This is a genomic window from Halobiforma lacisalsi AJ5 (assembly GCF_000226975.2).
GTDB lineage: Archaea > Halobacteriota > Halobacteria > Halobacteriales > Natrialbaceae > Natronobacterium > Natronobacterium lacisalsi.
The window spans coordinates 3,075,046-3,098,494 of sequence record NZ_CP019285.1 but is presented as its reverse complement, the minus strand read 5'-3'; the positions used below and the strand labels follow the sequence as shown (position 1 = coordinate 3,098,494).

At 62.5% G+C, this 23,449-nt stretch carries 21 protein-coding genes; 8 read left to right on the top strand and 13 right to left on the bottom strand.

Going from position 1 to position 23,449, the window contains the following annotated elements; translation table 11 throughout:
• Positions 1–51 precede the first annotated feature (51 nt).
• The 4 genes from CHINAEXTREME_RS21540 (at position 52) to CHINAEXTREME_RS15055 (ending at position 3,355) form a co-directional block, all read left to right on the top strand.
• Entirely contained in the window at positions 52–282 is a 231-nt protein-coding gene (locus CHINAEXTREME_RS21540) for a hypothetical protein (RefSeq protein WP_152423901.1), read from the top strand.
• A gap of 148 nt (positions 283–430) precedes the next feature.
• Positions 431–1,867 (top strand): IS66 family transposase, encoded by a 1,437-nt coding sequence (tnpC, locus tag CHINAEXTREME_RS15060; protein WP_029601814.1) that lies wholly within the window; start codon positions 431–433, stop codon positions 1,865–1,867.
• Between the two features lie 187 nt (positions 1,868–2,054).
• The gene (locus CHINAEXTREME_RS21535) at positions 2,055–2,990 is read left to right on the top strand and encodes a trypsin-like serine protease (protein WP_156875546.1); all 936 of its coding nucleotides are present in this window, start codon (positions 2,055–2,057) and stop codon (positions 2,988–2,990) included.
• An 80-nt stretch (positions 2,991–3,070) separates the two neighbouring features.
• Positions 3,071–3,355 (top strand): hypothetical protein, encoded by a 285-nt coding sequence (locus CHINAEXTREME_RS15055; protein WP_076738749.1) that lies wholly within the window; start codon positions 3,071–3,073, stop codon positions 3,353–3,355.
• A gap of 229 nt (positions 3,356–3,584) precedes the next feature.
• On the opposite strand, the gene CHINAEXTREME_RS15050 is transcribed toward CHINAEXTREME_RS15055, so the two are convergent.
• The 3 genes from CHINAEXTREME_RS15050 to CHINAEXTREME_RS15040 all read right to left on the bottom strand — a co-directional run bounded on the left by CHINAEXTREME_RS15050 (position 3,585) and on the right by CHINAEXTREME_RS15040 (position 5,566).
• Positions 3,585–3,860, bottom strand: coding sequence for a hypothetical protein (locus CHINAEXTREME_RS15050; RefSeq protein ID WP_193790360.1), 276 nt, complete (start codon positions 3,858–3,860; stop codon positions 3,585–3,587).
• Positions 3,861–4,125: 265 nt separating this feature from the next.
• Positions 4,126–5,184 carry a tyrosine-type recombinase/integrase gene (locus CHINAEXTREME_RS15045; protein ID WP_007143000.1) on the bottom strand — a complete coding sequence of 353 codons (1,059 nt, stop codon included), beginning with the start codon at positions 5,182–5,184 and terminating at the stop codon, positions 4,126–4,128.
• Positions 5,174–5,566, bottom strand: coding sequence for a DUF5805 domain-containing protein (locus CHINAEXTREME_RS15040; RefSeq protein ID WP_007143001.1), 393 nt, complete (start codon positions 5,564–5,566; stop codon positions 5,174–5,176). Before CHINAEXTREME_RS15040 ends, CHINAEXTREME_RS15045 begins: the two co-directional genes overlap by 11 nt.
• A gap of 1,102 nt (positions 5,567–6,668) precedes the next feature.
• Here CHINAEXTREME_RS15040 and CHINAEXTREME_RS15035 point away from each other — a divergent pair.
• Positions 6,669–6,911, top strand: coding sequence for a hypothetical protein (locus tag CHINAEXTREME_RS15035; RefSeq protein WP_007143002.1), 243 nt, complete (start codon positions 6,669–6,671; stop codon positions 6,909–6,911).
• Positions 6,912–7,392: 481 nt separating this feature from the next.
• On the opposite strand, the gene CHINAEXTREME_RS15030 is transcribed toward CHINAEXTREME_RS15035, so the two are convergent.
• The 6 genes from CHINAEXTREME_RS15030 to CHINAEXTREME_RS15005 all read right to left on the bottom strand — a co-directional run bounded on the left by CHINAEXTREME_RS15030 (position 7,393) and on the right by CHINAEXTREME_RS15005 (position 14,072).
• On the bottom strand, positions 7,393–9,318 hold the full coding sequence (locus CHINAEXTREME_RS15030; RefSeq protein WP_007143003.1) for an aldehyde ferredoxin oxidoreductase family protein: 1,926 nt from the start codon (positions 9,316–9,318) through the stop codon (positions 7,393–7,395).
• A 164-nt stretch (positions 9,319–9,482) separates the two neighbouring features.
• Entirely contained in the window at positions 9,483–9,716 is a 234-nt protein-coding gene (locus CHINAEXTREME_RS15025; protein ID WP_007143004.1) for an HVO_2901 family zinc finger protein, read from the bottom strand.
• 267 nt (positions 9,717–9,983) lie between these two features.
• Entirely contained in the window at positions 9,984–11,399 is a 1,416-nt protein-coding gene (locus CHINAEXTREME_RS15020) for a class II fumarate hydratase (protein ID WP_007143005.1), read from the bottom strand.
• 85 nt (positions 11,400–11,484) lie between these two features.
• Complete coding sequence (locus CHINAEXTREME_RS15015; protein WP_007143006.1) at positions 11,485–13,260, bottom strand: PH domain-containing protein; 1,776 nt, start codon at positions 13,258–13,260, stop codon at positions 11,485–11,487.
• 1 nt (position 13,261) lies between these two features.
• Positions 13,262–13,723: a PH domain-containing protein gene (locus tag CHINAEXTREME_RS15010; RefSeq protein ID WP_007143007.1), complete on the bottom strand. Its 462-nt coding sequence runs from the start codon at positions 13,721–13,723 to the stop codon at positions 13,262–13,264.
• 94 nt (positions 13,724–13,817) lie between these two features.
• Positions 13,818–14,072 carry a BolA family protein gene (locus CHINAEXTREME_RS15005; RefSeq protein WP_007143008.1) on the bottom strand — a complete coding sequence of 85 codons (255 nt, stop codon included), beginning with the start codon at positions 14,070–14,072 and terminating at the stop codon, positions 13,818–13,820.
• Positions 14,073–14,179: 107 nt separating this feature from the next.
• On the opposite strand from CHINAEXTREME_RS15005, the gene CHINAEXTREME_RS15000 reads away from it, so the two are divergent.
• The gene (locus CHINAEXTREME_RS15000; protein WP_007143009.1) at positions 14,180–14,710 is read left to right on the top strand and encodes a DUF7523 family protein; all 531 of its coding nucleotides are present in this window, start codon (positions 14,180–14,182) and stop codon (positions 14,708–14,710) included.
• A 27-nt stretch (positions 14,711–14,737) separates the two neighbouring features.
• Here CHINAEXTREME_RS15000 and CHINAEXTREME_RS14995 read toward each other — a convergent pair whose 3' ends face one another.
• Positions 14,738–16,699 carry an MEDS domain-containing protein gene (locus CHINAEXTREME_RS14995; RefSeq protein ID WP_010546787.1) on the bottom strand — a complete coding sequence of 654 codons (1,962 nt, stop codon included), beginning with the start codon at positions 16,697–16,699 and terminating at the stop codon, positions 14,738–14,740.
• Positions 16,700–16,818: 119 nt separating this feature from the next.
• Entirely contained in the window at positions 16,819–19,860 is a 3,042-nt protein-coding gene (locus CHINAEXTREME_RS14990; RefSeq protein ID WP_007143012.1) for a PAS domain-containing sensor histidine kinase, read from the bottom strand.
• A 157-nt stretch (positions 19,861–20,017) separates the two neighbouring features.
• Here CHINAEXTREME_RS14990 and cysS point away from each other — a divergent pair, with 157 nt between their 5' ends.
• Entirely contained in the window at positions 20,018–21,511 is a 1,494-nt protein-coding gene (cysS, locus tag CHINAEXTREME_RS14985; RefSeq protein WP_007143013.1) for a cysteine--tRNA ligase, read from the top strand.
• Positions 21,512–21,535: 24 nt separating this feature from the next.
• Here the strand turns inward: cysS and CHINAEXTREME_RS14980 are convergent, their stop codons facing one another.
• Together CHINAEXTREME_RS14980 and CHINAEXTREME_RS14975 are read right to left on the bottom strand one after the other, a co-directional pair.
• A complete protein-coding gene (locus CHINAEXTREME_RS14980) occupies positions 21,536–21,724 on the bottom strand; it encodes a hypothetical protein (RefSeq protein ID WP_007143014.1) in 189 nt (62 codons plus the stop codon).
• A gap of 202 nt (positions 21,725–21,926) precedes the next feature.
• Complete coding sequence (locus tag CHINAEXTREME_RS14975; RefSeq protein WP_007143015.1) at positions 21,927–22,421, bottom strand: hypothetical protein; 495 nt, start codon at positions 22,419–22,421, stop codon at positions 21,927–21,929.
• 171 nt (positions 22,422–22,592) lie between these two features.
• Here CHINAEXTREME_RS14975 and CHINAEXTREME_RS14970 point away from each other — a divergent pair, with 171 nt between their 5' ends.
• Positions 22,593–23,426: a manganese catalase family protein gene (locus tag CHINAEXTREME_RS14970; RefSeq protein WP_007143016.1), complete on the top strand. Its 834-nt coding sequence runs from the start codon at positions 22,593–22,595 to the stop codon at positions 23,424–23,426.
• Positions 23,427–23,449: the final 23 nt, after the last annotated feature.

The following is a 23,449-nucleotide window of genomic DNA, read 5'->3' as shown; positions in this document are numbered from 1 at the left end:
TTATCCCAGAGATTAATCTCTTCTATTATCAGGAACTAACGATAGTTTGCAATGGAAGACGATACCAGCGATCGCAGAAATTCAAGAAAGAAAGTGGAGAGCGAGCAGAGTTCACCTGTACAGAACAGTACCGACTTACACCTCATGGGAAAACGGCGATTCATGAGTAACTTAGCGAGTCTAGGTATCTCCGCAACGGGAGTTACCCTCCTGAGCCAGGAGGCATTAGCTGACCTCACCGATGATCCAGAAGAGAAGGTTCCACGGATAGTATGTGTTTAGCCCGGGCTGATTTCGGTACTCTCTCGTAGGAAGCGTTCAACGGACGCGATATGAACAGGCAGCAGACCTCGGATACGATTCTCAGGGATGGGCTCCGCACCGGAGCCCATCCCGTTACTTCTGCTGTCACTACTGGTTGGTGGAGTCTGTGAACGCAGACGATTTCACCAAAGAAGAGCTCCTTTCTCGGCTTCTCCAACTTGAGCAACGAGTCGAAGAACTCGAACGGGAGAACAAGCGAAAGGACAAGAAAATCGATCAGAAGGACGAGCGGATAGAAGAACTCGAAACACGCCTTCGCAAATACGAAAATCCGCATACACCGCCCAGTAAGCGACGGTCGGGGACTGACGAGTCCCCGACCTCGCAGGACGACGAAGACGAGAATGTTCGAACCGATGGCGGTACTCCCGGACGGAAGGACGGTCACGACCCTGAGTGGCGTGCAACAGCAGATCCCGACAAAGAGATCGATGTCACCTGTGACTGTTGTCCCGAGTGTGGCGAACACTTCGACGAGTCGGTGGGCGTCAGCCCCCGACTCGTCGAGGAGGTTCCCGATCCACAGCCACCAGAAATCACCCGGTACAACCGTCACTACTACCAGTGCAGCTCTTGTGGAACAGAAACCGTTGCTACACACCCCGACTGCCCCGATGAGGGGCAGTTCGGGGTGAACGTCATCTCTCAAGCAGCACTTTCTCGGTACGATCACCGCCTCCCCTACCGGAAAATCGCTGACCGGTTCGAGCAACTGCATGGATTAGAACTCTCGGGCGCGTCCGCGTGGCACGCGACCGAGCGCGCTGCGCGCGCCGGTCGCTGCGAATACGAACAGATTCGAAGACAGATTCAGCAAGCAGAGATCGTTCACGTTGACGAAACCGGTATCAAACGCGAGGGTGAGCAGGCGTGGATTTGGACGTTTCGGACGAGCGAGCACACGCTATACGCCGTAAGGGAGAGTCGTGGAAGTGATGTTCCCGCGGAAGTCCTCGGCGAGGACTTCCCGGGAACGGTCATCTGCGATGGGTGGACGGCGTATCCAGCGTTCAGCAGTAACCTTCAGCGGTGCTGGGCACATCTTCTCCGAGAAGCTGAAGACGCTGCTAGTGACCACGAGGAGGCAGAACCCGTTTACCGGTATCTCAAGCAGATGTTCGTCGGTCTCCAGTCGTGGCTGGAGACCGACCCGAGTCTTCGTGAGAGAGCACAGATGCACCGCTCATGCCAGAACGGGCTTAGATCGCTCGTGGGGCGGTCAGTAACCGACGAACCAGTGGCAACACTACTCGGGAAAATCGAAGGAGGGATCGACCACTGGCTCACCTTCGTCGGTGAGCCAGCGGTCTCCCCGACGAACAACGCAGCTGAGAACGCACTTCGTGAACCAGTCGTTCTCCGGAAAATCATCGGGACACTCCGTAACGATCGAGGTATGTTCGTTCACGAGACGATCTTGTCCCTGCTGGCGACATGGCGCCAGCAGGGACGCAATCCCTACGAAGAACTTCGCCGAGTCGTCAACAACAATGAGATGATATCACGGGCTCACACTGAACCGGCTGTTGAGACTTCGGGGTAAACACGTACCACGGATAAAATATGTCCGTGAAGGTGACCCGACTCAAAGTGAGGACAAAGCTGATGCCGATTTCTACACAATTCCTCGTGATGAATGGGTTTATACCCAAAGCCGATACCGCGCTGGTAGACAGCTAATCAACCGATTAAATGCTGAGAGAGTCGATTCAGAAGGTATTGATATTGTTGTGACTACTAAAGATAGTGAACGAGTTGTCTCTGTTCAAATAAACAACGAGAAACGAAGAAAAAAGTTATCGGAGGAAACAGATGTAACTGAGTCTGTTGTACAGTATGTCCCTGATCAAATTTCTGTAAAATTGGAATATGGGATAGAAGACAGTACAAAAACAATAACCAAACAGCGTGAGGTTCCTGTAATTATTGAAGAAGAATCTGGGTTTGCAGAAACAGATATGCTTGAGGGAGGTGAGATCTCGCCAGACTACGGTGGGAGTTACTATCGACCACTTCCTGGTGCAACACAGATTGAGGTTGCACAGGTTGATGATCCGGATTACGATGATAGCGATGATTGGGGAGGATGTACAGGCTGTATCGGAGTTTACGATGAAGACTTAGAAGAAGATGTATATATTACTGCTGCACATTGTTTTGATGCAGGTGAGGGTCGAGTATTTGGGCAGCCCACAAGGAATTTCGAAGCCGGCGAAAGTGACAAAATATCATATAGTAGCAACCCCTATTTTGGGACCCGAATGGATGCTGCTACGGTCCAGCTTGATGATGTCGACGTAACCGATGAAATGTCAGATGGAGAGGGAGACACATATTCCAATCCAGTTGAAGGGTATCTTCACCATGACTGGATTCAAGATAATGAGGGGGAAGAGGGGCTAAGTAAACTTGGAATTGCTACAGGACATGTTGCGGGAACCATATCTAATGTTTCTGCAAGTAATGATTACTTCACAACAACAGCCGACCGTGATGAAGGTGACTCAGGAGGCCCCCACTACCATATTGATGGAGATGACCCGTACCCATTTTACCTAGCTGGACTCCATCGTGGTGCAACAGTAACAGGGAACGCGAGAGGGATCCTATTCACAAGTATAATGGATGAATTCAATATTACTTTTGGAGATCAGTACGATGACTAACTCTGAAAATTCTAACTAACTCAGGTTGCCCAAATGTCAAAAACACCAAAAATAAGGCCCCAGACCCGCTATCTTATTACATGAGTAACTGGTGGTCAACCACTGGAAGTATCCTTCTTTTACTATCGATAGGAGGAATGGTACTCACAGCAGTCCGGTTTCCCGATATTCCTCTGTCCGAATGTACAGACGTAGGGCGTATTGAAGGAACGCCACCAGAGGAGTTCGTTTATCACGATTTTGAATGGGGGGTTCTTATTTATTCTCCAGATGGTGGACTCAATGAGTGTGCGACAATATTTCCCACTGTAACGGTTATTATTACTATCATCGGGCTAATTTCCATATTCATGGGTTATTACTAGCCACCACACATTCTCCAACACTATTATATTTATAAAATGAAATTTAAAGTCTTATTTCCCAATTCGCTGTTCTGGTTGCCTCGTTTCCTTCGAGCACGCTTCATGCACGCGCCGAGAGTGGTGTCATGAGTTCGCTGATGACTGGCGGCAGCTCGCTGCAGGCGGCCTCGAGCAACCAGAGACAGACGCGAACCCACCGACCGACGTTGACATAGTCGACCTCGCCAAGTCAGTCGATGTCGATCGCCGCAATCTCGAGTGGAACGGTGATGTTTGGGTGCTGGCCGATCCCTCGCTGCTCAACCAGGACACGAACGATATGTTTCGTCGAACCCTTCGCGTCGTCACTGATCGGTTGACTGAAGGTGACACCCACTACCCGTACGATCATCTTGAGGACGGCGGTCAGCGTGCCGAGTGGATCGAACGCTGCCTCGAATCTGGGGAGATCGTTGATCCAAGGTCGATTCGTGGCGGCGGTCGGAAAGGCGTCACGGACGACCAACGAAGCCTCGATTCTTTCTAGAATCTGTCACCTACCAGTATCAGGTAGCGGACAATACGGTCTAAACATCCGGTTCGGGTGCTCTCTCACTGGAATAAAGCTGTGCTTGTCATAGAGGTATCTCCATTAGCTCTGAGGTCATTCAATATAGCGATATAGGATTTATTAGAACGATTTGGGACAACATTATTTAGTACAAAGATAGTGACTACTCTCCAAAGATGTGGATGAGCCACCGGAGAGAACCAGAAACGACGCTCGAATCTCAGCTAGTCACGGCGTAGATGTGCTCGAGGTACGTCTCCCGGACTCGATCACCCCAGTTGTGGGTGTAGGTGTCGATCACGTCGCTCGCGACGTCTCCGCGGAGGTATTGGACGATACCGCGATCCCCGGTCCGGTCCCGCAGATGGGTAGTGAAGAAGTGCCGGAAGTAATGGGGCGTGACGTTCTCGGTCGTCCCGCCGCCTTTCCGGTACCAGCCCCGGTCCTCGGCGTGTTTTTTGACGATATAGCGCACGTCGGATGGCTCGAGACGCTGTCCCCACGAGTCGCCGGTATCGAGGAACAGCGGCCGGGCCTCCGAGATCGGATCCGGTCGAATCGCCAGCCACTCGAGCAGCACGCGCCGGAGTTCGGCGTCGACCGGGACCACCGTATCACGCTTTCGCTTGTTCGAGGCCGTCCGCTCCTCACCGTTAATGGTCGTTCCCCGGGAAGGATCGGCCGAGACGAACAGCGAGTCGGGGCGCCGATCCAGTTGGACCCGCGGGGTCCACTCGAGATCCAGTTCCACAGTCCCGCTGTCGAGCCGTAGGTCCCGCAGATCCAGGTTACAGAGTTCGCCGACGCGCATCCCCGTTTTCAGCAGGGTGACGACGACCGCTCGCTCGAGCGGGTGAGTGATCGAGCCGACGAACGACCGCATTTCCGGCACGGAGACGTCGCGTCGTGTTGGATCCGTGTCGATGGATTCGGACATCTCCTCCATGACAAGCGCCATCGGGTTGTCATCGAAGACGCCGACGCGATTCATGTAGTCGTAGAACCGGTTGAGATAGGACGCGTAGGTCGCGATCGTGCTGGGCTCGAACTCCCCGCGCAGCGAGTGGATCCAGGCCATACACTCCCGCCTCTCGGCGTCGCGTACCCCGTCAACGTCGTCGAACCGCTCCCGGAGAAACTCCTCGAACTGGTGGAGTACCCGGTCGTAGGCCTCGAGGGTGCGTTCGCTCTTGCCGTGGTACCGCTGGTCGTCGAGGAAGTACTCGATCGGCTCCGCCACGTCGGTCGCCGCCTCGACGTCACGAGGGTCAGTTGCCATCGCTATCACCGACGGTAGTGTACCCGCCGCGGCGACCACTATATCGAATCTCGTTTCGCGACTGCAACTCCTCGAGGGCTTCGTCGAGTCGCGACTCGATGTCGTCGCTGACCGCTTCCAACAACTCGTCCCAGGAGTACGTGTCAGCGGACAGTAATTCGAGAACCTGTGTTTCGAGGCCGTTACCCCCAGGGTCAGCGTCGGGAGAATTGGGTTCCTCGCGGTCGGGTTCGAACCCTCGTCGACCGGCCTGGACCATCGTCCTCACGAACTCGCTTTGGCTCATGCCGAGTTCGTCTGCGTGGGACTGCCACTCCTCTTTCTGGTAGGCCGGGACGTAGGTTTTGACGGCTTTTCTAGATGTGTCCGCCGAATCGCTCATGTGCTACCGATCAAACGCCGTGACCTTCAACCTTCCCGTTATTTGGGCTAAGTAAGTTTATCTCTACTGAGAGGACGAAAGACCTGGCGTTTTCAGCCCTATATTTTCGGATGTATAGATTATTCGGCCTATCAATAAGGATCTAAATCGCGCCCTGTTAGGCCCATAATTCGATATTTAGTATATGGCAGGGGAAAGAAGGACGATGGTCTCCCTCTCGTCACCGTGGTGCATATCGGTCACCGGAGTGAGAAATATCGGTAACCACGAAAAGATCGAGCCGTAATTTCGGTGAAGACGGAGGACTTCATCCACTGGAGAAGTGAGGGCTTCGACTCCGGTAGAGGAGATGGAAGGCTTCGCCGCGAGAGTCCAGCTCGAGTCGGCGTGGACGCGGTCCTCAAACCCATCGGAACGTTTCCGTTTCCGTCGTTCCGGTACAGGTTCGCTAGTCCGTGAACGATCCGTCTTCCATTCCCTCTGCAACCGGTCTCGATCGATCTCCTCGATACGGCCCACCCAGTTCACGAAGAGTTGTTCGCACCCCTTGCCAACAACTCACTCTCGAATTGGAGCGTACTTCCTTCGGCCCTCGTTCGACGGTGGAGGCCCGGCTGGAGGCAGGGTGTAATCCTCGACATCGGGCCGCTCGCGAGGGCCGGTGATGGTACCACACGGTTCGCCAGAGAGACCCCTGTCGCTCGTCCGGTGTGATGAGGTTACGCCACGAGTTCGAAATTCGCCGGATCGAGTGAAGGAAGACGCTGGACGTGGTGGATGCGAGTGACCAGAGAAGCGGTGCACGGAGGTTTTAGGTCCTCCCTCCCCCGGCTGAATAGTAGTTCTCACTCGGATCTAACCCGCCTAACAGCCGCAGTAAGGAATTTTCACAGCCAACGTACGGAACAACTGGGTTCGGACTAAGATCGGGTTCGAGACGGGGGTCTCGCCGACTGAGCGGGTTTGCTGGAAGTGGTGGGTGGACAGTGACGGGGCCGGAGAGAGTGAACCGACTTCGGGCCGACTGAACCCGTCCGAGAGCCGACGGCTCCGGACAGGGAGCCTTCGTCGTACTTTTACGATAGTTCATTTTCTTTAAACTATGACGGGCGTAACAGTTCCGGCTGAGAACCGGCCCTCCATCGGTAACTACGTTATCGTGGCTGTCGCGGGAATCATGCTTTTTACTGCGTTCATCATGTCGATTGCAGGCGGTGCTCGTGATCCCGCTGTCCCGTTCGGGGGAGTTCTCGTTGTCGCAGTAGGGACCGTCGCCGTTCTCGTGTTTACGATCGGATGGCTCGTCGAAGAGTGGATCGATGCGACCGAGGTCGTCGACGAATAAGCCGATAGGAGCCCAAGCGTGGTGCGATTTCGGCCGACTCACGAACCCCAGCATCTTCGGTCGAGACTCCCGATTTCGGCGTGTCCGGTTTCTCTTCGTACTCCTCCGTGGAGTTCTTCAGCAGCGCTGAACGGCATCTCCGTGTATCATCGGGTTTTCGATCCCGTTTCCGTGGACTTCGCCATCAGCGCCCTTTCAGTAACCCTGACTACACCGGGATAGTGTGAGAACAGCCACAGACCGAACCCCTCGATATAGGTCCCCTTGGAGTCTAAAATGCTGCTTATCGATTCAGATAGGTCGTGGAATACCGTCGTAGACAGAACTGCTAAACCACATATCGCTATACCGAATCTCGAGCGAACCTCTCACTCGAGCGAGGCCCAAACGGCAACGAAAATCGAAGGCCCCGGGAATGGCCCTCGAGTCGACGCGACCATGGGGCTGAAGTGATCCGCGACGGGAGAAGCGAGAACCGAAGTTACCTCGAGACGGCGAGTTCGTTCGCGACGCCGACCTCTCCGGCGACGTCCTCGAGATCGAGTTCACCGAGCGTTTCGGTCAGTGGTACGCCGTCGGCGTTCCAGCCGCGGGCCGTGTAGTAGCGGTCGAGTTCGCGTTCGTACAGTTCCTCGTCGATCGATTCGCCCTCGTTCGGGCCGTTGGGCACTTCCTCCGTGAAGCGGGGCGGAAGCCGGTCGTCGTCCCGGTCGAAGCCCTCGCGGACGTTGAACGCCTTCGAGAGGTTGTACATCCGCTCGCCGGCGGTCAACAATTCGGACCGGGAGAGATCGAAGCCGGTCGCGGCGTTCAGTAGTTCCCGGACCCCCTCCTCGAGCGTGAGCCCGCGGGTGAACTTGCAGACCCCGGTGATGTCGTAGACCGCCATCAAGTCCTCCATGGACTTGAGCGCGAGGGCCTTCCCGTCCATCCGCGTCCGGTCGTAGCCCTCGAACTCCCAGAAGTCCCCGTTCATCTCGAGGGCGTACAGGCAGGACGTAAGGTGGTCGGCCCCGCGCGGCGAGACGCCGAAAGCAAGCGCCATTCCCTTGATGCCGCGGGGTTCGAACCCGGCCGGGGCCTGGTTCTTGACGTGGACGGCGAACTCCTCGCCGCCGCCCGCGCGGCGGGCCGCACGGACGTGGCCGTCCTTCAGGAGTCGGCCGAGGTCACCCTCGGCGCGGGCCATCCGGCGCAGCGTCTCGAGGACGGCCTCGGCGTCGCCGAACTCGAGGTCGACATCGGTATCGAGGTCCTCGAGCAGTCCGCGTTCGTCGGCCTCCATCGCCCAGGCGATCGCGTTCCCGGCGTCGATGGTGTCGAGACCCAGGCGATCGCAGATCTCGTTTGCCTTCGAGACGGCCTCGATGTCGTCGACCTCGACGTTGCCCCCGAGCGCGTACTGGGTCTCGTACTCCGGCCCGTCGACCTCGATGTCGCCGTAGTCGGTGTCCTCGGCCTCGAAGAACTGGCTACAGGGCTTGGTACAGTACGGACAGGGGCGCTTGGTGTCGACGTACTCCTCGGTCCACGCGCGCGGATCGAGCGAGATGCGCTCCTCCGAGGGGTCCTCGAGCCGTTCGTAGGCCCGTTCGAAGTAGCCCGATTGCCAGTTCCGGGTCGGGAAGATCCCCAGCGCCGTGTTCTTCGCGTCCAGGGCCTCGCCGGTCCCGTACTGGACGTCGACCGAGGCGTCGCCGGTCCCGGAGATCTCGATCTCGCCACGGCCGGTCGTCTCGAGTCGCCACTTGCGGTTGTACTCCTCGAGTTCCTCCGGCCGCGCGACGGGGAGGTCCTTCGACCCGCTGACGGCGATCGCCTTGAGCTTCTTCGAGCCCATGACCGCACCGGGTCCGCCGCGGCCCGCCTGACGGTCCTCGCACTCGATCATCGAGATGCGGGACTCGTGTTCCCCCGCCGGCCCGATGATGGCCGTCCGGAACTCGGAGCCGTAGCGCTCCTCGATCCGGTCTTTGGCCTCTCGAGTGTCGAGCCCCCAGAGGTCCTCGGCCGACTCGAGTCGGACGTCTTCGTCCTCGACGACGAGGATCGACGGCTCCTCGCACGCGCCCGAGATCGTCAGGACGTCGTAGCCGGCTCGTTTGAGCTGATCGCCGAGCTTCGCGCCGACCAGCGATTTGCCGTAGCCCCCGGTCAGCGGTGACTTGAAGCCGAACGTCGTCTTCGAGCCGGTCGGGACCGACGGGCCGACGAGGACGCCGGGCGCGACCGCGAGGACGTTGGCCGGATCGAGCGGATCGACGTCCGGCCCGACCTCATCGTAGAGGATCCGCGTCGTAAAGCCCGCACCGCCCAGATACTTCCGGACGAACTCCTCGGACAGTTCCGTCGTGTCGCCATCGCCGTCGGTCAGATCGACCTCGAGACGTCGGTACCAGTGGGTCATACTCGAGCGGCCGACTCCCGGAACGATAATGATGGGTCGTCGTTCCCAGCGCCAGGAGTTTGACACGGACGTTTATTTGATAGGGACGAGGGAGTGTCCGAGTCGAGCGACGACGGAAGAGGCGAAAGCGGGCGGCGAGCGAAAAGGAACGTCTCCGGACCGGGTCAGTGCGTCGCGGTTCGTACGTCGTCTACGTGATACAGGTCGTCCTGTAGTCCCTCGCCGTCACAGTCCTCGTTCGGACATTCGTAGTGCCATCCGTCCTGTGTGGCGTCGCCTTCCCGGAACCGGTCGCCGCATTCCTGACAGAAGAGCTGTCCTTTCTTACAGGTGTCTCGGTGGAGCTCGAGGGCGAGCTCGGTCCGGAAGGACTGGTTGCAGTTGCGACAAGTGTGCATATTTCGTCTGACGCGAGCCTCCACCAAAACTGCTTGGGTTCTTTTATTACGTCGAATTCGCGCGTGATTAGGGCCCTATACCCCGATTTCCCCGTTTCGTGATCGGAAGAAAGAACTCCCGGCCAGCGAGAGTACCGGAACGCGAGTACGACGAGAACTGTCACGTGAGGCGTTCACACGCTCCGTCGCCGTCGAACTGGAACGGAGTCGGGACGCCGCAACCGAGCGGTTAGAAATCGGAACGGCTCGGCGGGACGCGGCGACGGCTCAGTCGTCCTGACCCAGAATACCGCGTTCGGTCATTTTCGCCGGGTCGAGCACCTCGTCGGCCTCCTCCTCCGTGAGGTAGCCCTTCTCGAGGACGACCTCGCGGACGGTCTTGTCCTCCTTGAGGGCGGTCTTTGCGACCTCGCTTGCCTTGTCGTAGCCGATGTGGACGTTGAGCGACGTGGCGAGCGCCATCGACTGTTCGACCTGCTCTTCACAGTGGTCGCGGTTCGCCTCGAGCGGGTCGACGAACCGCTCGGCGAAGACCTGACTCGCGTTCGAGATGAGTTCGGCGGACTCGAGGAAGTTGTGTGCGAGGACGGGTTTGTAGAGGTTCAGATCGATCTGACCCTCGGCGGCGCCGGCGGAGACGGCCGCGTCGTTGCCGACGACCTGCTTGTGGACCTGGTTGACTGCCTCGGCGACGACCGGATTGATCTTGCCGGGCATGATCGAGGACCCGGGCTGGTTCTCGGGCTGTTCGATCTCGCCGAGTCCGTTCCGGGGACCGGAGGCGAGCAGGCGCAGGTCGTTGGCGATCTTGTTGAGCGAGCCCGCAACTACGCGGAGCGCGCCGTGGGCCTCGCTCATCGCGTCGTGGGCGGCCTGGGCCTCGAAGTGGTTGTCGGCCTCGCGGAACTGGACGCCGGTCTCTTTGGTGATGTACTCGGCAGCGCGGCCGGGGAACTCGGGATGGGTGTTCAGCCCCGTCCCGGTCGCGGTCCCGCCGAGGGCGAGTTCCGCGAGGTGGTCGCGGATCCTGTCGACCCGGTCGAGGCCCTTCTCGACCTGCGTGCGGTAGCCGGAGAACTCCTGTCCGAGCGTGACAGGCGTCGCGTCCTGGAGGTGGGTGCGGCCCGTCTTGACGACGTCGTCGAACTCCTCTTCTTTCTCCTCGAGGGCCTCACGGAGCGTATCGAGCGCCGGGATGACGTCCTTCTCGACCGCCTCGAGCGAGGCGACGTGCATCGCGGTCGGGATGACGTCGTTGCTGGACTGGCCGTAGTTGACGTGATCGTTGGGGTGGACGACGCGGTCGCCGATTTCAGCGCCCATGATCTCGGCGGCGCGGTTGGCGATGACCTCGTTTGCGTTCATGTTCGACGAGGTGCCCGAACCGGTCTGGAAGATGTCGACGGGGAACTGGTCGTCGTGTTCGCCCTCGATGACCTCGTCGGCGGCGTCGACGATCGCCTCCGCGACGTCGTCCTCGATCAGGCCCAGGTCGCGGTTGGCCTGTGCGGCGGCCTTCTTGACGACGCCGAGTGCACGGACGAATCGCCGGCTGAACGTGATCCCCGAGATGGGGAAGTTCCCGATCGCGCGCTGGGTCTGGGCGCCCCAGTAGGCGTCTTCGGGAACCTGCATTTCGCCGAGGCTGTCCTCCTCGATTCGGTAGTCGTCTTCGCCTCCCATACGCGGAGCCTCTCGGCCGGCGGGGTAAAATCCACCGAAACCGGCGGCGTCGCGTGGCTGTACGCGTACAGTCCACCGGCCGGCGTCAGGTGAAGTCGACCGAGAGGCCGACGTCGTCAGCCTCGGCCCGCTCGCGCAGCGCAGTCTGGAGTCGCTCCCGGCTGGCCTCGCGAACCGCCCGGGCGTCCTCGAGGTCGACGTCGTAAATCGTCGTCGACGACCAGAAGAACGACCGCGAACTCGCGGTGTCGACGACCAGCGAGGCGAGGCCCAGGCGCCGCTGGAAGATCGAACGGCGAGCCGAAACCGTCTGGATCCGGTAGTAGGGGATCACGGTCGTCCGCCGGCGCCAGAACCCGTTTCGGATCACGAGGTGGTCGTCGCCGACGTAGTACCCGATGTGGACGTACCGGAGGTGCGCCGCAGGCGGCACCGCCAGGAACGCGGCCGCCGCGACGTACCAACTCTCGAAGGGAGTCAGGGTAGAAACGCCGAACGCGATCGCGACGAATGCAGCGGCGACGAGCGAATACCGTACCGCGTACCGGCGGCGGGCGATCGGCGACGGGCTCTCGAACGACGGCGTCTCGACGCCGGTGAGGTTCTCGGCGAACCGGTAGACGCGGCCGTGTTTCGCCAGCGGGACGGCCGACTGGCTCCCGCCGTTGCTGTCGGGGCCGTAGCCGGCGGTCTCGACCCACAGCCCGCCGTACTCGATCAGCCGCTGGAGGGGGTTGTCGGTCACGGTGACTGACTGTACTTTCTCGGCCGGAATCGAGCCGCTGTAGCGCTGGAGGAGCCCCCGCTCGTAGACGAAGTCGTCGCCGACTCGGCCGAGTTGGAAGTCGTAGTACGTCGCGAACGTGTACGCGACGCTGATCGCGTAGGTGACCACGATACTGATGCTCCCCGAGACGATCGTCAGGATCCCGTAACTCGCCGGGTCACCGGTCCCGAGGTCCGCCGGACCGCCGAACGGCTGGGCGGCGGTGATAAACGCCTCGAGGATGGCCTCCGTCGCGAAGAAGAACACGAAGAGGACCGCGGCGACGGCCGCCGGACGGAACGACGTGAACGAGTACAGGAGCAGTTCCCGCGGCTCGAGGTCGAACAGCGGCCGTTGCTGGGGGTGTCTGGTCGGGTCCTCCCGCCGGTCGCGGTCGGCGACCGGGCCGAGAGTGCTGCCCTCTTCCGCGGGTTCCTCCCCCGGACGTCGTGAGCGAACTCGAGTCCCGTCCTCGGCCGCTCGCGGTTCTTCGCCGGTTCCGGGCGGGCGGTCGGCGTCGGGGCCGCTCGAGGCGCCCTCCGGCGGGACGGACGCGTCCCCTTCCTCGACCTCCGGTGGCTCCGGGCCGACGACGGTCGAGTCCTCCTCGGCGACGGATCGGTCCCGCTTTCGCTCCTGTCGGCGATCCTTCGCGTCGGCGGTTCGACGGCGGATCTCGGCCTGGAGGCGGTTGGCCTCGGTCTCGCTGACGAAGTTCAGCGTCGCCTCAGTGTCGCCGCCGCCGGCCGTTTCGATCGAGACCGTGGCGAGGCCGAACAGGCGCTGGAAAACGCTCTGTCTGATGTCGACGTTCTGGATACGGCCGTAGGGAATCTCTCGATCCCGTCGAGCAACGACGCCGGAAGCGACGTCGACGGTGTCCGAGGTGATCTCGTAACCGAACCGGTAGTAGTAGACGACCCCGTAGGCGGTCCCGAAGAGGAACCCGAGCGGCGCGGCGATGGGGACCCACGCGGCGCGTATCGGATCGAAGATACCGGAGAGCACGACGACGAAGACGACGGGGATCCAGAGCCAGAAGAACCCGTACTGGAGGGCGTACGTGGCGGCGCTGAGTGGGTGGAGCCGGTTCATGTTAGACTGCGTCGTCGGCTTCGCTCTCGATCGCGAGGTCACGCAGCGCGTCCTGAAGTTCGCGGGCGCGGTCCGGCGTCAGCCCGGGAATCCGGACGTCAGCGTTCCGCGAGCCCGCGGTGTAGACGACGACGCTCGAGAGCCCGAGCGCCCGTTCGATCGGCCCGAACTGGGTGTCGACGTGCTGGACGCGGACGAACGGCACCGCGGTCTCGACGAGCGTGACGACGCCGCGTTCGAGATAGAGCGCGTCGTTCTGGAGTTCGAACTGCCAGATCTGGTAGAGACGGATCGCGTAGAGGGTTCCGGCGCCGAGAACGAGCGCGACGACGGCACCCAGCGCGACCGTCGGCACCGGACGGACCCACTGGTCGACGGCGGCGAGAACGACGCCGAGGACCGCCGCCACGAGCACCCCCTGGGCGATCCAGAGGAGTCGAATGCGCGGATTGAGCGATTCCATACGGATATCCTATCAGGATAGCAGGATAAAGCTGCGGGTCTCTCGGGTACGCTCGGCGGACGCGACGGTACCGTCGCGGGCCACCGTGGGGCGATCAGGCGTCGACCTCGTCGTACTCCTCTGGCGTGTACGTCGACAGTTCCAGGGCATGGATGTCCGTCGTCATGTGGTCGTCGAGTGCGTCGTACACTAGCTGGTGTTGCTGGACCAGCGGCAGGCCGTCGAACGCCGGGGAGACGACCGTCGCTGCGAGGTGGTCGTCGTCGTGTTCGTCCCGGGCGTAGGTGACGGTCGCGTCGGCGTCCTCGAGTTCCGATTCGATGAGTTCCTCGACGGCTGGTGGGTTCATACTCGTTCCGTCGGGCGCTCGGGGCAAAAGCGCCGCGGTCCCGGAACCCCATCGTCCCGGCGGTCGTCGCGTTTATGCGCCCCGCGGCCGCTCTCGAGCACGTACACATGTCACTGGCAGCCGAGACCCGGGCGGAACTCGATCGCCATCCGTTCCTCGTGGCGGCGCTGCGGGCCGGCGTGGTCAACTACACCGCCGCCGCGCGTTTCCTCGAGGTCGACGGCGAGACGGACGCGATCGCGACCGCGCTGCGCCGGTACGCAGACGAATTGCCGGCTCACGAGACGGAGTCGCGGGACGTGCGGGTCAGAATGGAGAGTGGAATCGGCCCCGTCGACAGCGGCGTAGATAGAGATTCGGGCGACCCCGAGCCTGTCGTCACAGTCGGCGGGACGGGCTTCGGACCGAGCGACGGCGATCGGACCGCGATCGTCGCGACCGGAGCCGTCGACACGGCCGCGCTCGCTGACGCGCTCGAGCGGCTCGCCGTCGAGGGAATCGTGCCGGAGGCGGCAGGGGTCGCCGAGGGAACGATGACCCTCGTGGTCGACCGGCTCGAGGGGGCGAACGCGGTCCGGGCGGTGGAAGACGCGCTCGATCGGAGTCGGGTTCGACCGGAGGGAGACGAGAGCGGGTGATCGAGCGCGGGACGGCAGGGGAGTTCGTTACGGGTCAGTCGCACCGGTGGTCGCAGCCGGCAGCGTCACCGAGAACGTCGACCCCTCGCCCGGCTCGGAATCGACCCGGATCTCCCCGCCGTGGCGCTCGACGATCCGCTCGCACAGCGCCAGCCCGATGCCGGTTCCGTCGTAGGCCTCGCGGCTGTGGAGCCGATCGAAGAGATCGAAGATCCGATCCTGCTCGGCAGGGTCGATCCCGATCCCCTGGTCGTGGACCGAAACCGTCCACTCGTCGTCGTTCCGTTCGGCCGTGACGTCGACCTGCGGCGGTTCGTCGCCGGAGTAGGTGATCGCGTTCTCGATCAGGTTCCGGAACAGTTGCTGGAGCTGGTCCCCATCACCTCGGACGCGTGGCAGCGGCTCCGCGTCGAGGTCGGCGTCGGTTTCCTCGAGCCGAAGCTGCAAGTCGCTACGGACGTCCGCGAGTACGTCCTCGAGCTCGACCGGCTCGAGCGGGTCGCCGTCGGACTGGACCCGGGAGTAGGCGAGCAATCCGTCGACCATCGCACGCATCCGGTCGGCGCCGTCGATGGCGAACGAGAGGAACTCGCGGGTCTCCTTCGAGAGGTCGTCCGAGCGGCGCTCGATCAACTGGAGGTAGCTCGAGACCATTCGCAGCGGTTCCTGCATGTCGTGGGAAGCGGCGTAGGCGAACTGTTCGAGGCGTTCGTTCGACGTCTCGAGGCGGTCGACCGTCCGCTCGAGTTCGCGTTCGCGCTCGTGTTGCTCGAGTTCGTACTTCACCCACTGGCCCATCGAGCGGAGGAACTCACGTTCGTCCGCGGAGAACGGTTTGTCCCGCGTCTCGGACCCGACGAAGGCGAAGGTCCGGTCTGACCCGCCGTCGATCTCGATGTACGTACCGAGGTACGCCCGAACGTCGAACTCTCGACACGTTGCGATGTCGTCGTATCCCTCGAGTTCGGGGTCAGTAATGCCCGTGACACCTTTCTTTCGGGCCGGCAGCGCACAGAGGGTCTCGGACAGCGGCAGTTCGACGCCGGGTTCGAACCGATCGTGGTCGCCGCTCAGGCGTTCGACCACGAACCTGTCTTCGTCGGGATCGGCGCGGGATATCCTGCCGAGATCGAGGTCGAACCGCTCACAGCCCAGGTCGAACAGCGCGTCGAGTTTCTCCTCGAACGAGCGGTCGGGATCGGAGATGATCTCGTTTTGCCGCTGCTGGTAGCGCTTTCGGTCCCGCAACTCGGTTTTCGCCTCGGTTCGATCGAGGAGGGTCCCGAGCATTCGATCGAGTTCGTGTGCCGGCCGGTTCGGCCCGCAGAACTCCCCGGGCGGGGTGTAGTAGAAGTTGTGACAGACCGTATTGTCGTAAATGAGGTGCGGATGAACGCGGACGACGTCGCGGATCACCTCGGCCGGGAACTCGGTCCGGTCGTACTGGCAGACCGCGATGGCGTCCTCGTCGTCGAACAGTTCGTTCACCTTGCTCTCGTAGGCCATCGAGTCCTCGATCGAGACGTCGTCCTCGAGGATCCACGACATTTCGGCCGCCAGCCGGAACGCCTCGTACTCCTCGGTGGTCTCCTGGATAACGTCCTCGTAGAACGACATCATTCCGTCGACGTCGAAGGCCCCGTCCCTGAGGTAGGTGTCCTGGAACGTCTCGACGACGAGCGCGCCGGACTCGGTCGCGGACTCGACGTCGATTCCACCGTCCCGGAGCGCGGCCCGAACCTCCGCTTCGGACGCCTCGTCAGTGACGTAGACGCACCGCTCGCCCCGCTCGAGTCCCTGTCTGAGAAACGGGACGACGGCGGCGAACTGGTCGGCCGGGGACTCGTAGATCAGGGCGAAATGATCGTTACAGAACTCGCCATCCATCGGCTCGACGGGGCCCCGGAAGTCGGAGCTCGTTTCCAGTGCTTCGAGCGGACTTTCGAGGCCGAGAACGTCGTCAGTGGCGGGGGAAGGGCTCTTGCTCATTGTTGGGAGACCGGTGTTCGTGGAAGCGGACGACGCGGGATAAAAGCGCCGGTCAAACACGTATAAGCAGTCGTGAGTGACCGTCGTCGGCGGATTCTGTTTCGTCCTCTCGGCCGGGACTACCGGTCTCCGTCGTCGGCCGCCAGTAGGGTAAACGAGAACGTCGACCCCTCGCCCGGCTCGGAGTCGACCCAGATCTCGCCATCGTGGCGCTCGACGATCCGCTGACACAGCGCCAGTCCGATCCCGGTTCCGGGGTGGTCGTCACGGCTGTGCAGCCGGTTGAACACCTCGAAGACCGACTCCTGATCGTCGGGGTCGATCCCGATGCCCTCGTCGTGGACCGAAATCCGCCACTCGTCGCCCCGGCGCTCGGCGTCAACGTGGACCCGCGGGGGCCCGTCTCCGCTGTACTCGAGTGCGTTCCCCAGCAGGTTCTGGAACACCTGTCGCAGTTGACTGGCATCGCCCTCGACCCGCGGAAGCGGTTCGGCCGTGATCTCGGCGTCGGTCTCCTCGATCCGGAGTTGCAGGTCCGCGAGAACGTCCTCGAGGATCGGGTCGAGTTCGACGGGCTCGATCGGCTCGCCCTGTGTCTCGACCCGGGAGTAGGCAAGCAGGCCGTCGATCATGTCGCGCATTCGGTCCGCGCCGTCGATTGCGAACTCGAGGAACTCCGTCCCGTCCTCGTCGAGGGTATCGGCGTAGCGGTTCCCGATAAGCTGGAGGTAGCTCGAGACCATCCGCAGGGGCTCCTGCAGGTCGTGAGAAGCGGCGTAGGCGAACTGCTCGAGTCGCTTGTTCGACTCCTCGAGTTGATCGATCGTCTCCTCGAGTTTCCGCTGGTACTCCTTGCGCTCGGTGATGTCGTGGGCCATCGTCACGCCGGCGAAGACGTCGCCCCGGTTGTCGGTGATCGGAACCACGTACAGCACCCACTCCCGGCCGGCGTACTCGAGTTCGACCGAGCGCTGCTCGCCGTTCAGCGCCGCCCGGAACGCGGGCTCGAGCGTCTCGGTCGTTTCGGCGGGCCAGACGTCGTCGAAGCTCCGTCCCTCGAGGTCGTCGGGGTCGACCGGGAGTTTGTCGAACCCCTGGCCGGCGGCGAGCGTGTACTCGAGGTCGTGATCGAACAGCGTGACGAGGCCGTTCGGGAAGTACTCCGCGAGGGTCCGGTAGCGCTGTTCGGACTCCTCGAGTTCCCGTTCGCGTCGCCTACGTTCGGTGATGTCCCGATCCGAGACGATGATCGAGACGACCTCGCCGTCGTCGTTCGTCACCGGCCGAAACACGCCATTGAGCGTGTACCAGTCGCCGTTCGGCCTGGTGAGGTCGGTCTCGAACTCGACGTACTCGCCGGCGGCCGCGCGCTCGGTCCACTCCCGGACCCGGTCCTGGACCCCGTCGCCCTCTCCCCACCACGGCGTCTCCCAGAAGGGCTCGTCGGTCACGTCCTCGAGGTCCGCGTCGACGTAGTCCATCGCGGTTCCGTTGATGTCAAGCACCGTCCCGTCCGGTTCGAGCAGCCCGACGAGGATGTTGGGGTCCTCGAAGATCGCCTCGAAGCGCCGTTCGGTCCGCTCGAGATCCCGTTCGCGTTCGACGCGGTCGGTGACGTCGCGGAAGTACACGGAGATCCCGCTCTCGGAGGGGTAGAGGTTCGCTTCTACCCAGAAATCCAGCGTGTCGTAGTAGAGTTCGTAGCTGGTCGGCTCCTGGCTCTCCATGGCCGTGTGGAAGGCGTTCCAGACCTCGTCGAGATCGACGAGGTCCGGAAACACGTCCCAGATCCGCTCGCCGAGGAGTTCTTCCTCGGAGTGCTCGAGCAATTCCGCGGCGCGGTCGTTGACGTGGGTAAACCGGAACTCGTCGTCGACGGCGTAGAACGCGTCGGAAACCCTCCCGAGTACCCGCTGAAGCTCGCTCTCGAGTTCCTGTTCGCGCTGCCAGCGATCGGTCATATCACGGGTCACTTTCAAATAGCCCCGGTGAGTGCCGTCGGCGTCTAACACGGGCGTGATCGTCACGTTCGCCCAGAACCGCGAGCCGTCCTTGCGGACGCGCCACCCCTCGTCCTCAACGGAGCCGTTCTCGGTCGCCCGCTCGAGGTTTCGCTCGGGGATCCCCTCCGCGCGGTCTTCCTGCGTGTAGAACGTCGAGAAGTGCTCGCCGACGATCTCCTCGCGGTCGTACCCCTTGATCCGTTTCGCCCCCTCGTTCCAGCTGATGACGGTCCCCTCGGGATCGAGCCGGAAGATCGCGTACTCCTCGACGGCGTCGACGAGCGACTGGAACGCCTCCCGGCTCTCGCGCAGTTCGCTTTCGGACCGTTTCTGGTCGGTGATGTCGTAGTAGAGTTCGATCCGGCCGCCAGCGTACTCGCCGGACTCGATCGGCTTGCTCCGGTACTCGAGCCAGCGGGGATCGTCGCCCGCATCGGTCACGCGAAACTCGAAGCGATCGAGATAGCTGTCGTCCTCGTAGGTCGCCAGCACGCGCTGGGCGAACGCTTCGGGATCCGCGAGCCGGTCGGCGACCGTCCCCTCGATCACCGACCGGTGGTCCCGACCGAGGACCCGCCCGCGCTCGAGGCCGAGGTACTCCTCGACCGTCTCGTCGATCCACTTGACCTCACCGGCGTCGTTGAGAACGACGACCCCCACGTTGGTCTCGTCCGGGATGGTCCCGACCGATCCGTAGGATCGCTCCAGTTTCGCCGCCTCGAAGGACTCGAGGCACCGGATCGGTTCCGAGCGGCCGCGAACACGGACGACGCCGATCGAGCCGCACAGTTCGTCGTCGTCCGCCAGGGGAGAGATCCGGACTTCGCAGGGAAGGGGGTCGCCGTCCGCCGTCCGGACGGCGAGTTCGAACGTGGAGACGTCACAGCCAGTCGCGACGGCCTCGGCCAGCTCGCGTTCGATGGCGTCGACGTCGTCCTCGTCGAGAAGCAGGGAGACGTGTTCCCCGAGGAGGTCCTCACGATCGTAACCGGTCGTCTCGACGATGACGTCGTTGACCGCGACGAACCGCCCGTCGGCGTCGAGTTGATAGATCCCGTCGTCGATCGTCTCGACGAGCGTCCGGTACCGCTCGAGCGCCACGTCGTCGTCGGCATCCCCCCAGAAGGCGCTCGCTGCGGGATCCGATCGAGTACTCATGACTTATCCGCTAGCTAGTCCGACGGATAAATCTCCCGTCGATCACCAGGGGGCCCCGGGCGTCGGGCGGCCCTCGAGCGACTCCGTCGAATCCCCGGGAGCGGCCGAGTTGAGTTGCATCACACCGTTTAACTATCGTCCGGGGCAAATACGGGTAATGACCCTACACGTGACGAACACGTTGACGGGCGAAACGGAGCCGTTCGAGCCACAGGACCCCGATAACGTCTTGCTCTACTACTGTGGCCTGACGGTCTCCGACCCGCCCCATCTGGGCCACGCGCGGTCGTGGGTCCACGTCGACGTCATGCACCGCTGGCTCGAGTTCCTCGGGTACGACGTGCGTCACGTCGAGAACTTCACCGACGTCAACGAGAAGATCGTCGCCCGCGTCGGCGAGGACGGCCTGGGCGAGGACGAGAGCGAGGTCGCCGAAAGCTACATCGAGCGCACCCTCTCGGATATGCGCTCACTGAACCTCCTGCGGGCGGAAGTCTATCCCCGCGTATCGGAACACGTCCCGGAGATCATCGACCTGGTCGAAACCCTGGTCGAGAAGGGGTACGCCTACGAGTCGAACGGGTCGGTCTACTTCGACGTAACGCAGTTCGACGACTACGGCAAGCTCTCGAACCAGGAACTCGAGGAGATCGAGTCCCAGGGCGACCCCGACGAGCGCTCGGAGAAGCGCCATCCCGCGGACTTCGCGCTCTGGAAGGCCGGCGGCGTCGACGCCGACGCGATCGAGGAACACCGCCACGAGGGCGCGGCAGAGCCGGAACAGGCCTGCGAGACCGCCCAGACCTGGGACTCGCCGTGGGGCGAGGGACGGCCCGGCTGGCACATCGAGTGCTCCGCGATGAGCATGACCCACCTCGACGAGACGCTGGACCTCCACGTCGGCGGCCGCGACCTCGTCTTCCCCCACCACGAAAACGAGATCGCCCAGTCCGAGGCGGCGACCGACGCGACGTTCGCGAACTACTGGCTCCACTGTGAGCTGTTCGAGATGGACGACGAGAAGATGTCCTCGAGCCTGGGGAACTTCGTCACCGTCGAGGACGCGGTCGAACGCTGGGGAACGAACGTCCTGCGGACGTTCCTGACCGCGGGGTCGTACAACAGCACGCAGCTGTACTCCGACGAGACGATCGCCGAGGCCGAGGAACGCTGGGAGCGACTCGAGCGCGCCTACGAGGCGGCCCTCGACGCCGTCGACTCGCCGGACGCCCGGACGAAAGTCGAAGACGCGGAGTTCCGCGCCACAGTCGGGGACGCCCGCGAAGCGTTCGTCGAGGCCATGAACGACGACTTCAACACCCGGGAGGCCCAGTCGGCGCTGCTCGAGGTCGCGACGGCGATCAACAGCCACCTCGAAGGCCGCGAGGAGTACGACTACCGCGGGCTTCGCGAGGCCGTCGAGACCCTGAAGGAACTGGGCGGCGTCCTCGGGCTCTCCTTCACGGGCGAGACGACGGGGAAGGCCGACCTCGCCGGCGACGTGGTCGACCTCGTGCTCGACGTCCGCGAGCAGGAACGCGAGGACGGCAACTACGAGCGGGCCGACGAGTTGCGCGACGAACTCGAGGCCCTGGGGATCGAGGTTCAGGATACCGACGACGGGCCGACCTACCGGCTGCCGTCCGAGTAACGGAACGCTATTTTTCGCCGGCGCTTACGGTTCGTCCTCGAGATCGTCGACCTCCTCCCCCTCGAGGATCCGGAGCGCCGGATCGGCACAGTCACAGATACCGCGGCCGCTGACCGGTTCGATTCGGCCGTTCTCCCAGATCCTGACGAGCCCGATCGTTCCGCACCGATCACACCGGGCGGCGGCCCGGCGTTTCTCGCTACCATCGGTCATTCGTGGTCACTCACCCCGGCTGTCGTTGGACGGTTGACGACGGTCGACGGGTCCGGCCGGATCGCGTCGACCGGGAACCGCCTCGAGCGACGGTGACGGCGACGGCAGCGACTACTGGCTCGGTAGCGGGAACGGAACACTGCGACGAACGCAGCGGCGATACCGGAGACATGAGTGCGAACGCGGGCGACCACCGGTCCCGTCACTCGTGCTCGCGTTCGAATTCGAGTTCGAGTTCGACGCCGGTCAGGGGGACGGATCCGGATCCCGCGGGGCAACCGGATACGTCCCGGAGGGCAAACGTGTCGAATCCGTTCCCGTCGGTTTCCGTCGACAGCCCCCCGTCCGTAAACAGGAACGCTCGAAGCGACGGCGACCGCTCGTAACTGACGACGTGGGTCCGGTACGACGGGGCGAGCGCCGACGGCCGCCACTCGAGGTCCCGTTCGGGGACTCTGACCCGCCCGGGGGCGTACTGGTAGGCGAACATCGCGCCGTCGACGGCACTGTGAGGGGACGGGGATGAGGACGATTCGTCCCCGGTCGGAGCCTCGTTCACGTCGTCGCCGGTCGCCCCAGCGGCTCCCGTCGTGCCGACGATACCACCCGTTACCGCGACGCCGCCGTACTCGAGGACGCGACGCCGGGAGGGTCCGGTTCGGGTCGTCTTCGTCTCGGTGTCGTGGTTCTTTGGCATCGAGATCGGCCTACGACACCGTCACCGAGGGGCGAAAAAAGGTTTGTTCCGGGTCGGGTTGACCTTCGCTGAACCGACCTTTTCACGCACGGAAGGTAGTTCACCGATCGTAATTATCCGTCGGTTCGCAAGTGAAATCTTCATGGACGGACTCGATATCCGTTCGTCCGAATGTTCTTCCACGAACCGGAGTTACAGTACGAGGTCACCGTCGAAGAACCGGACCCACACTTCGCGAAACTCCTCCAGCAGGCGATCGGCGGCCAGGAGGGCGAGATGCGCGTCGCCCTGCAGTACATGTTCCAGGCGTGGGCGCTGCCCGAAGAGTACGAGGCCTACCGGAAGCTGCTCATGGAGACCGCCACCGAGGAGCTGGGCCACATCGAGATGCTCGCGACGGCGGTCACGAAGAACCTCCGGGGTTCGCCGAAGCAGATGCGCGAGGAAACGGAGGAGACGGCGGCCGCCGCCGCAGCGATGACCGGACAGAACCCCCGGCAGTTCCTTTCGTCCGGACTCTCCGCGATGCCGGTCGACAGCAACGGCGTGCCGTTCGACGGGGCCTACGTCGCCGCCTCGGGGAACCTCGCGGGCGACCTCTACGCGAACGTGATGGCCGAGGCGACCGGCCGCACCCTCGCGACCCGCCTCTGGGAGTACACCGACGACCCCGGCATGAAGGACATGCTCTCCTATCTCATCGCCCGGGACACCATGCACCAGAACCAGTGGCTCGAGGCCCTCGAGAGCCTCGACGATCCGGTCCCGGTGCCGGCGAGTTTCCCGCAGGAGGAGGAGAATCAGGACGTCAACTACGCATTCATCTCGACGCGCCGGGATCCCCAGGAGGATCCGGGCTTCCCGTGGACCCAGGGAACCGCGCCCGACGGGAACGGCGAGTTCTCCTACCTCGCCGAACAGCCGGGTGACGGCGACGGGGTGCCGCCGGCACCGGATCCGAAGACGTACAGCGACCCGGAACCGGACGGGTCCGACGGCGACTGACTGGGTATCAGCACCAGATCTCG

Excerpts from the sequence above, each read along its gene's own strand:
- CHINAEXTREME_RS15025 (WP_007143004.1), bottom strand. The coding sequence starts at position 9,716 with ATGCACACTTGTCGCAACTGCAACCAGTCCTTCCGGACCGAGCTCGCC.
- CHINAEXTREME_RS15000 (WP_007143009.1), top strand. The coding sequence starts at position 14,180 with ATGTCACTGGCAGCCGAGACCCGGGCGGAACTCGATCGCCATCCGTTC.
- CHINAEXTREME_RS14970 (WP_007143016.1), top strand. The coding sequence starts at position 22,593 with ATGTTCTTCCACGAACCGGAGTTACAGTACGAGGTCACCGTCGAAGAA.
- CHINAEXTREME_RS14990 (WP_007143012.1), bottom strand. The coding sequence starts at position 19,860 with ATGAGTACTCGATCGGATCCCGCAGCGAGCGCCTTCTGGGGGGATGCC.
- CHINAEXTREME_RS14995 (WP_010546787.1), bottom strand. The coding sequence starts at position 16,699 with ATGAGCAAGAGCCCTTCCCCCGCCACTGACGACGTTCTCGGCCTCGAA.
- cysS (WP_007143013.1), top strand. The coding sequence starts at position 20,018 with ATGACCCTACACGTGACGAACACGTTGACGGGCGAAACGGAGCCGTTC.
- CHINAEXTREME_RS15030 (WP_007143003.1), bottom strand. The coding sequence starts at position 9,318 with ATGACCCACTGGTACCGACGTCTCGAGGTCGATCTGACCGACGGCGAT.
- CHINAEXTREME_RS15010 (WP_007143007.1), bottom strand. The coding sequence starts at position 13,723 with ATGGAATCGCTCAATCCGCGCATTCGACTCCTCTGGATCGCCCAGGGG.
- CHINAEXTREME_RS15055 (WP_076738749.1), top strand. The coding sequence starts at position 3,071 with ATGAGTAACTGGTGGTCAACCACTGGAAGTATCCTTCTTTTACTATCG.
- CHINAEXTREME_RS15015 (WP_007143006.1), bottom strand. The coding sequence starts at position 13,260 with ATGAACCGGCTCCACCCACTCAGCGCCGCCACGTACGCCCTCCAGTAC.
- CHINAEXTREME_RS15035 (WP_007143002.1), top strand. The coding sequence starts at position 6,669 with ATGACGGGCGTAACAGTTCCGGCTGAGAACCGGCCCTCCATCGGTAAC.
- CHINAEXTREME_RS15005 (WP_007143008.1), bottom strand. The coding sequence starts at position 14,072 with ATGAACCCACCAGCCGTCGAGGAACTCATCGAATCGGAACTCGAGGAC.
- CHINAEXTREME_RS14980 (WP_007143014.1), bottom strand. The coding sequence starts at position 21,724 with ATGACCGATGGTAGCGAGAAACGCCGGGCCGCCGCCCGGTGTGATCGG.
- CHINAEXTREME_RS21540 (WP_152423901.1), top strand. The coding sequence starts at position 52 with ATGGAAGACGATACCAGCGATCGCAGAAATTCAAGAAAGAAAGTGGAG.
- CHINAEXTREME_RS15020 (WP_007143005.1), bottom strand. The coding sequence starts at position 11,399 with ATGGGAGGCGAAGACGACTACCGAATCGAGGAGGACAGCCTCGGCGAA.
- CHINAEXTREME_RS15045 (WP_007143000.1), bottom strand. The coding sequence starts at position 5,184 with ATGGCAACTGACCCTCGTGACGTCGAGGCGGCGACCGACGTGGCGGAG.
- CHINAEXTREME_RS14975 (WP_007143015.1), bottom strand. The coding sequence starts at position 22,421 with ATGCCAAAGAACCACGACACCGAGACGAAGACGACCCGAACCGGACCC.
- CHINAEXTREME_RS15040 (WP_007143001.1), bottom strand. The coding sequence starts at position 5,566 with ATGAGCGATTCGGCGGACACATCTAGAAAAGCCGTCAAAACCTACGTC.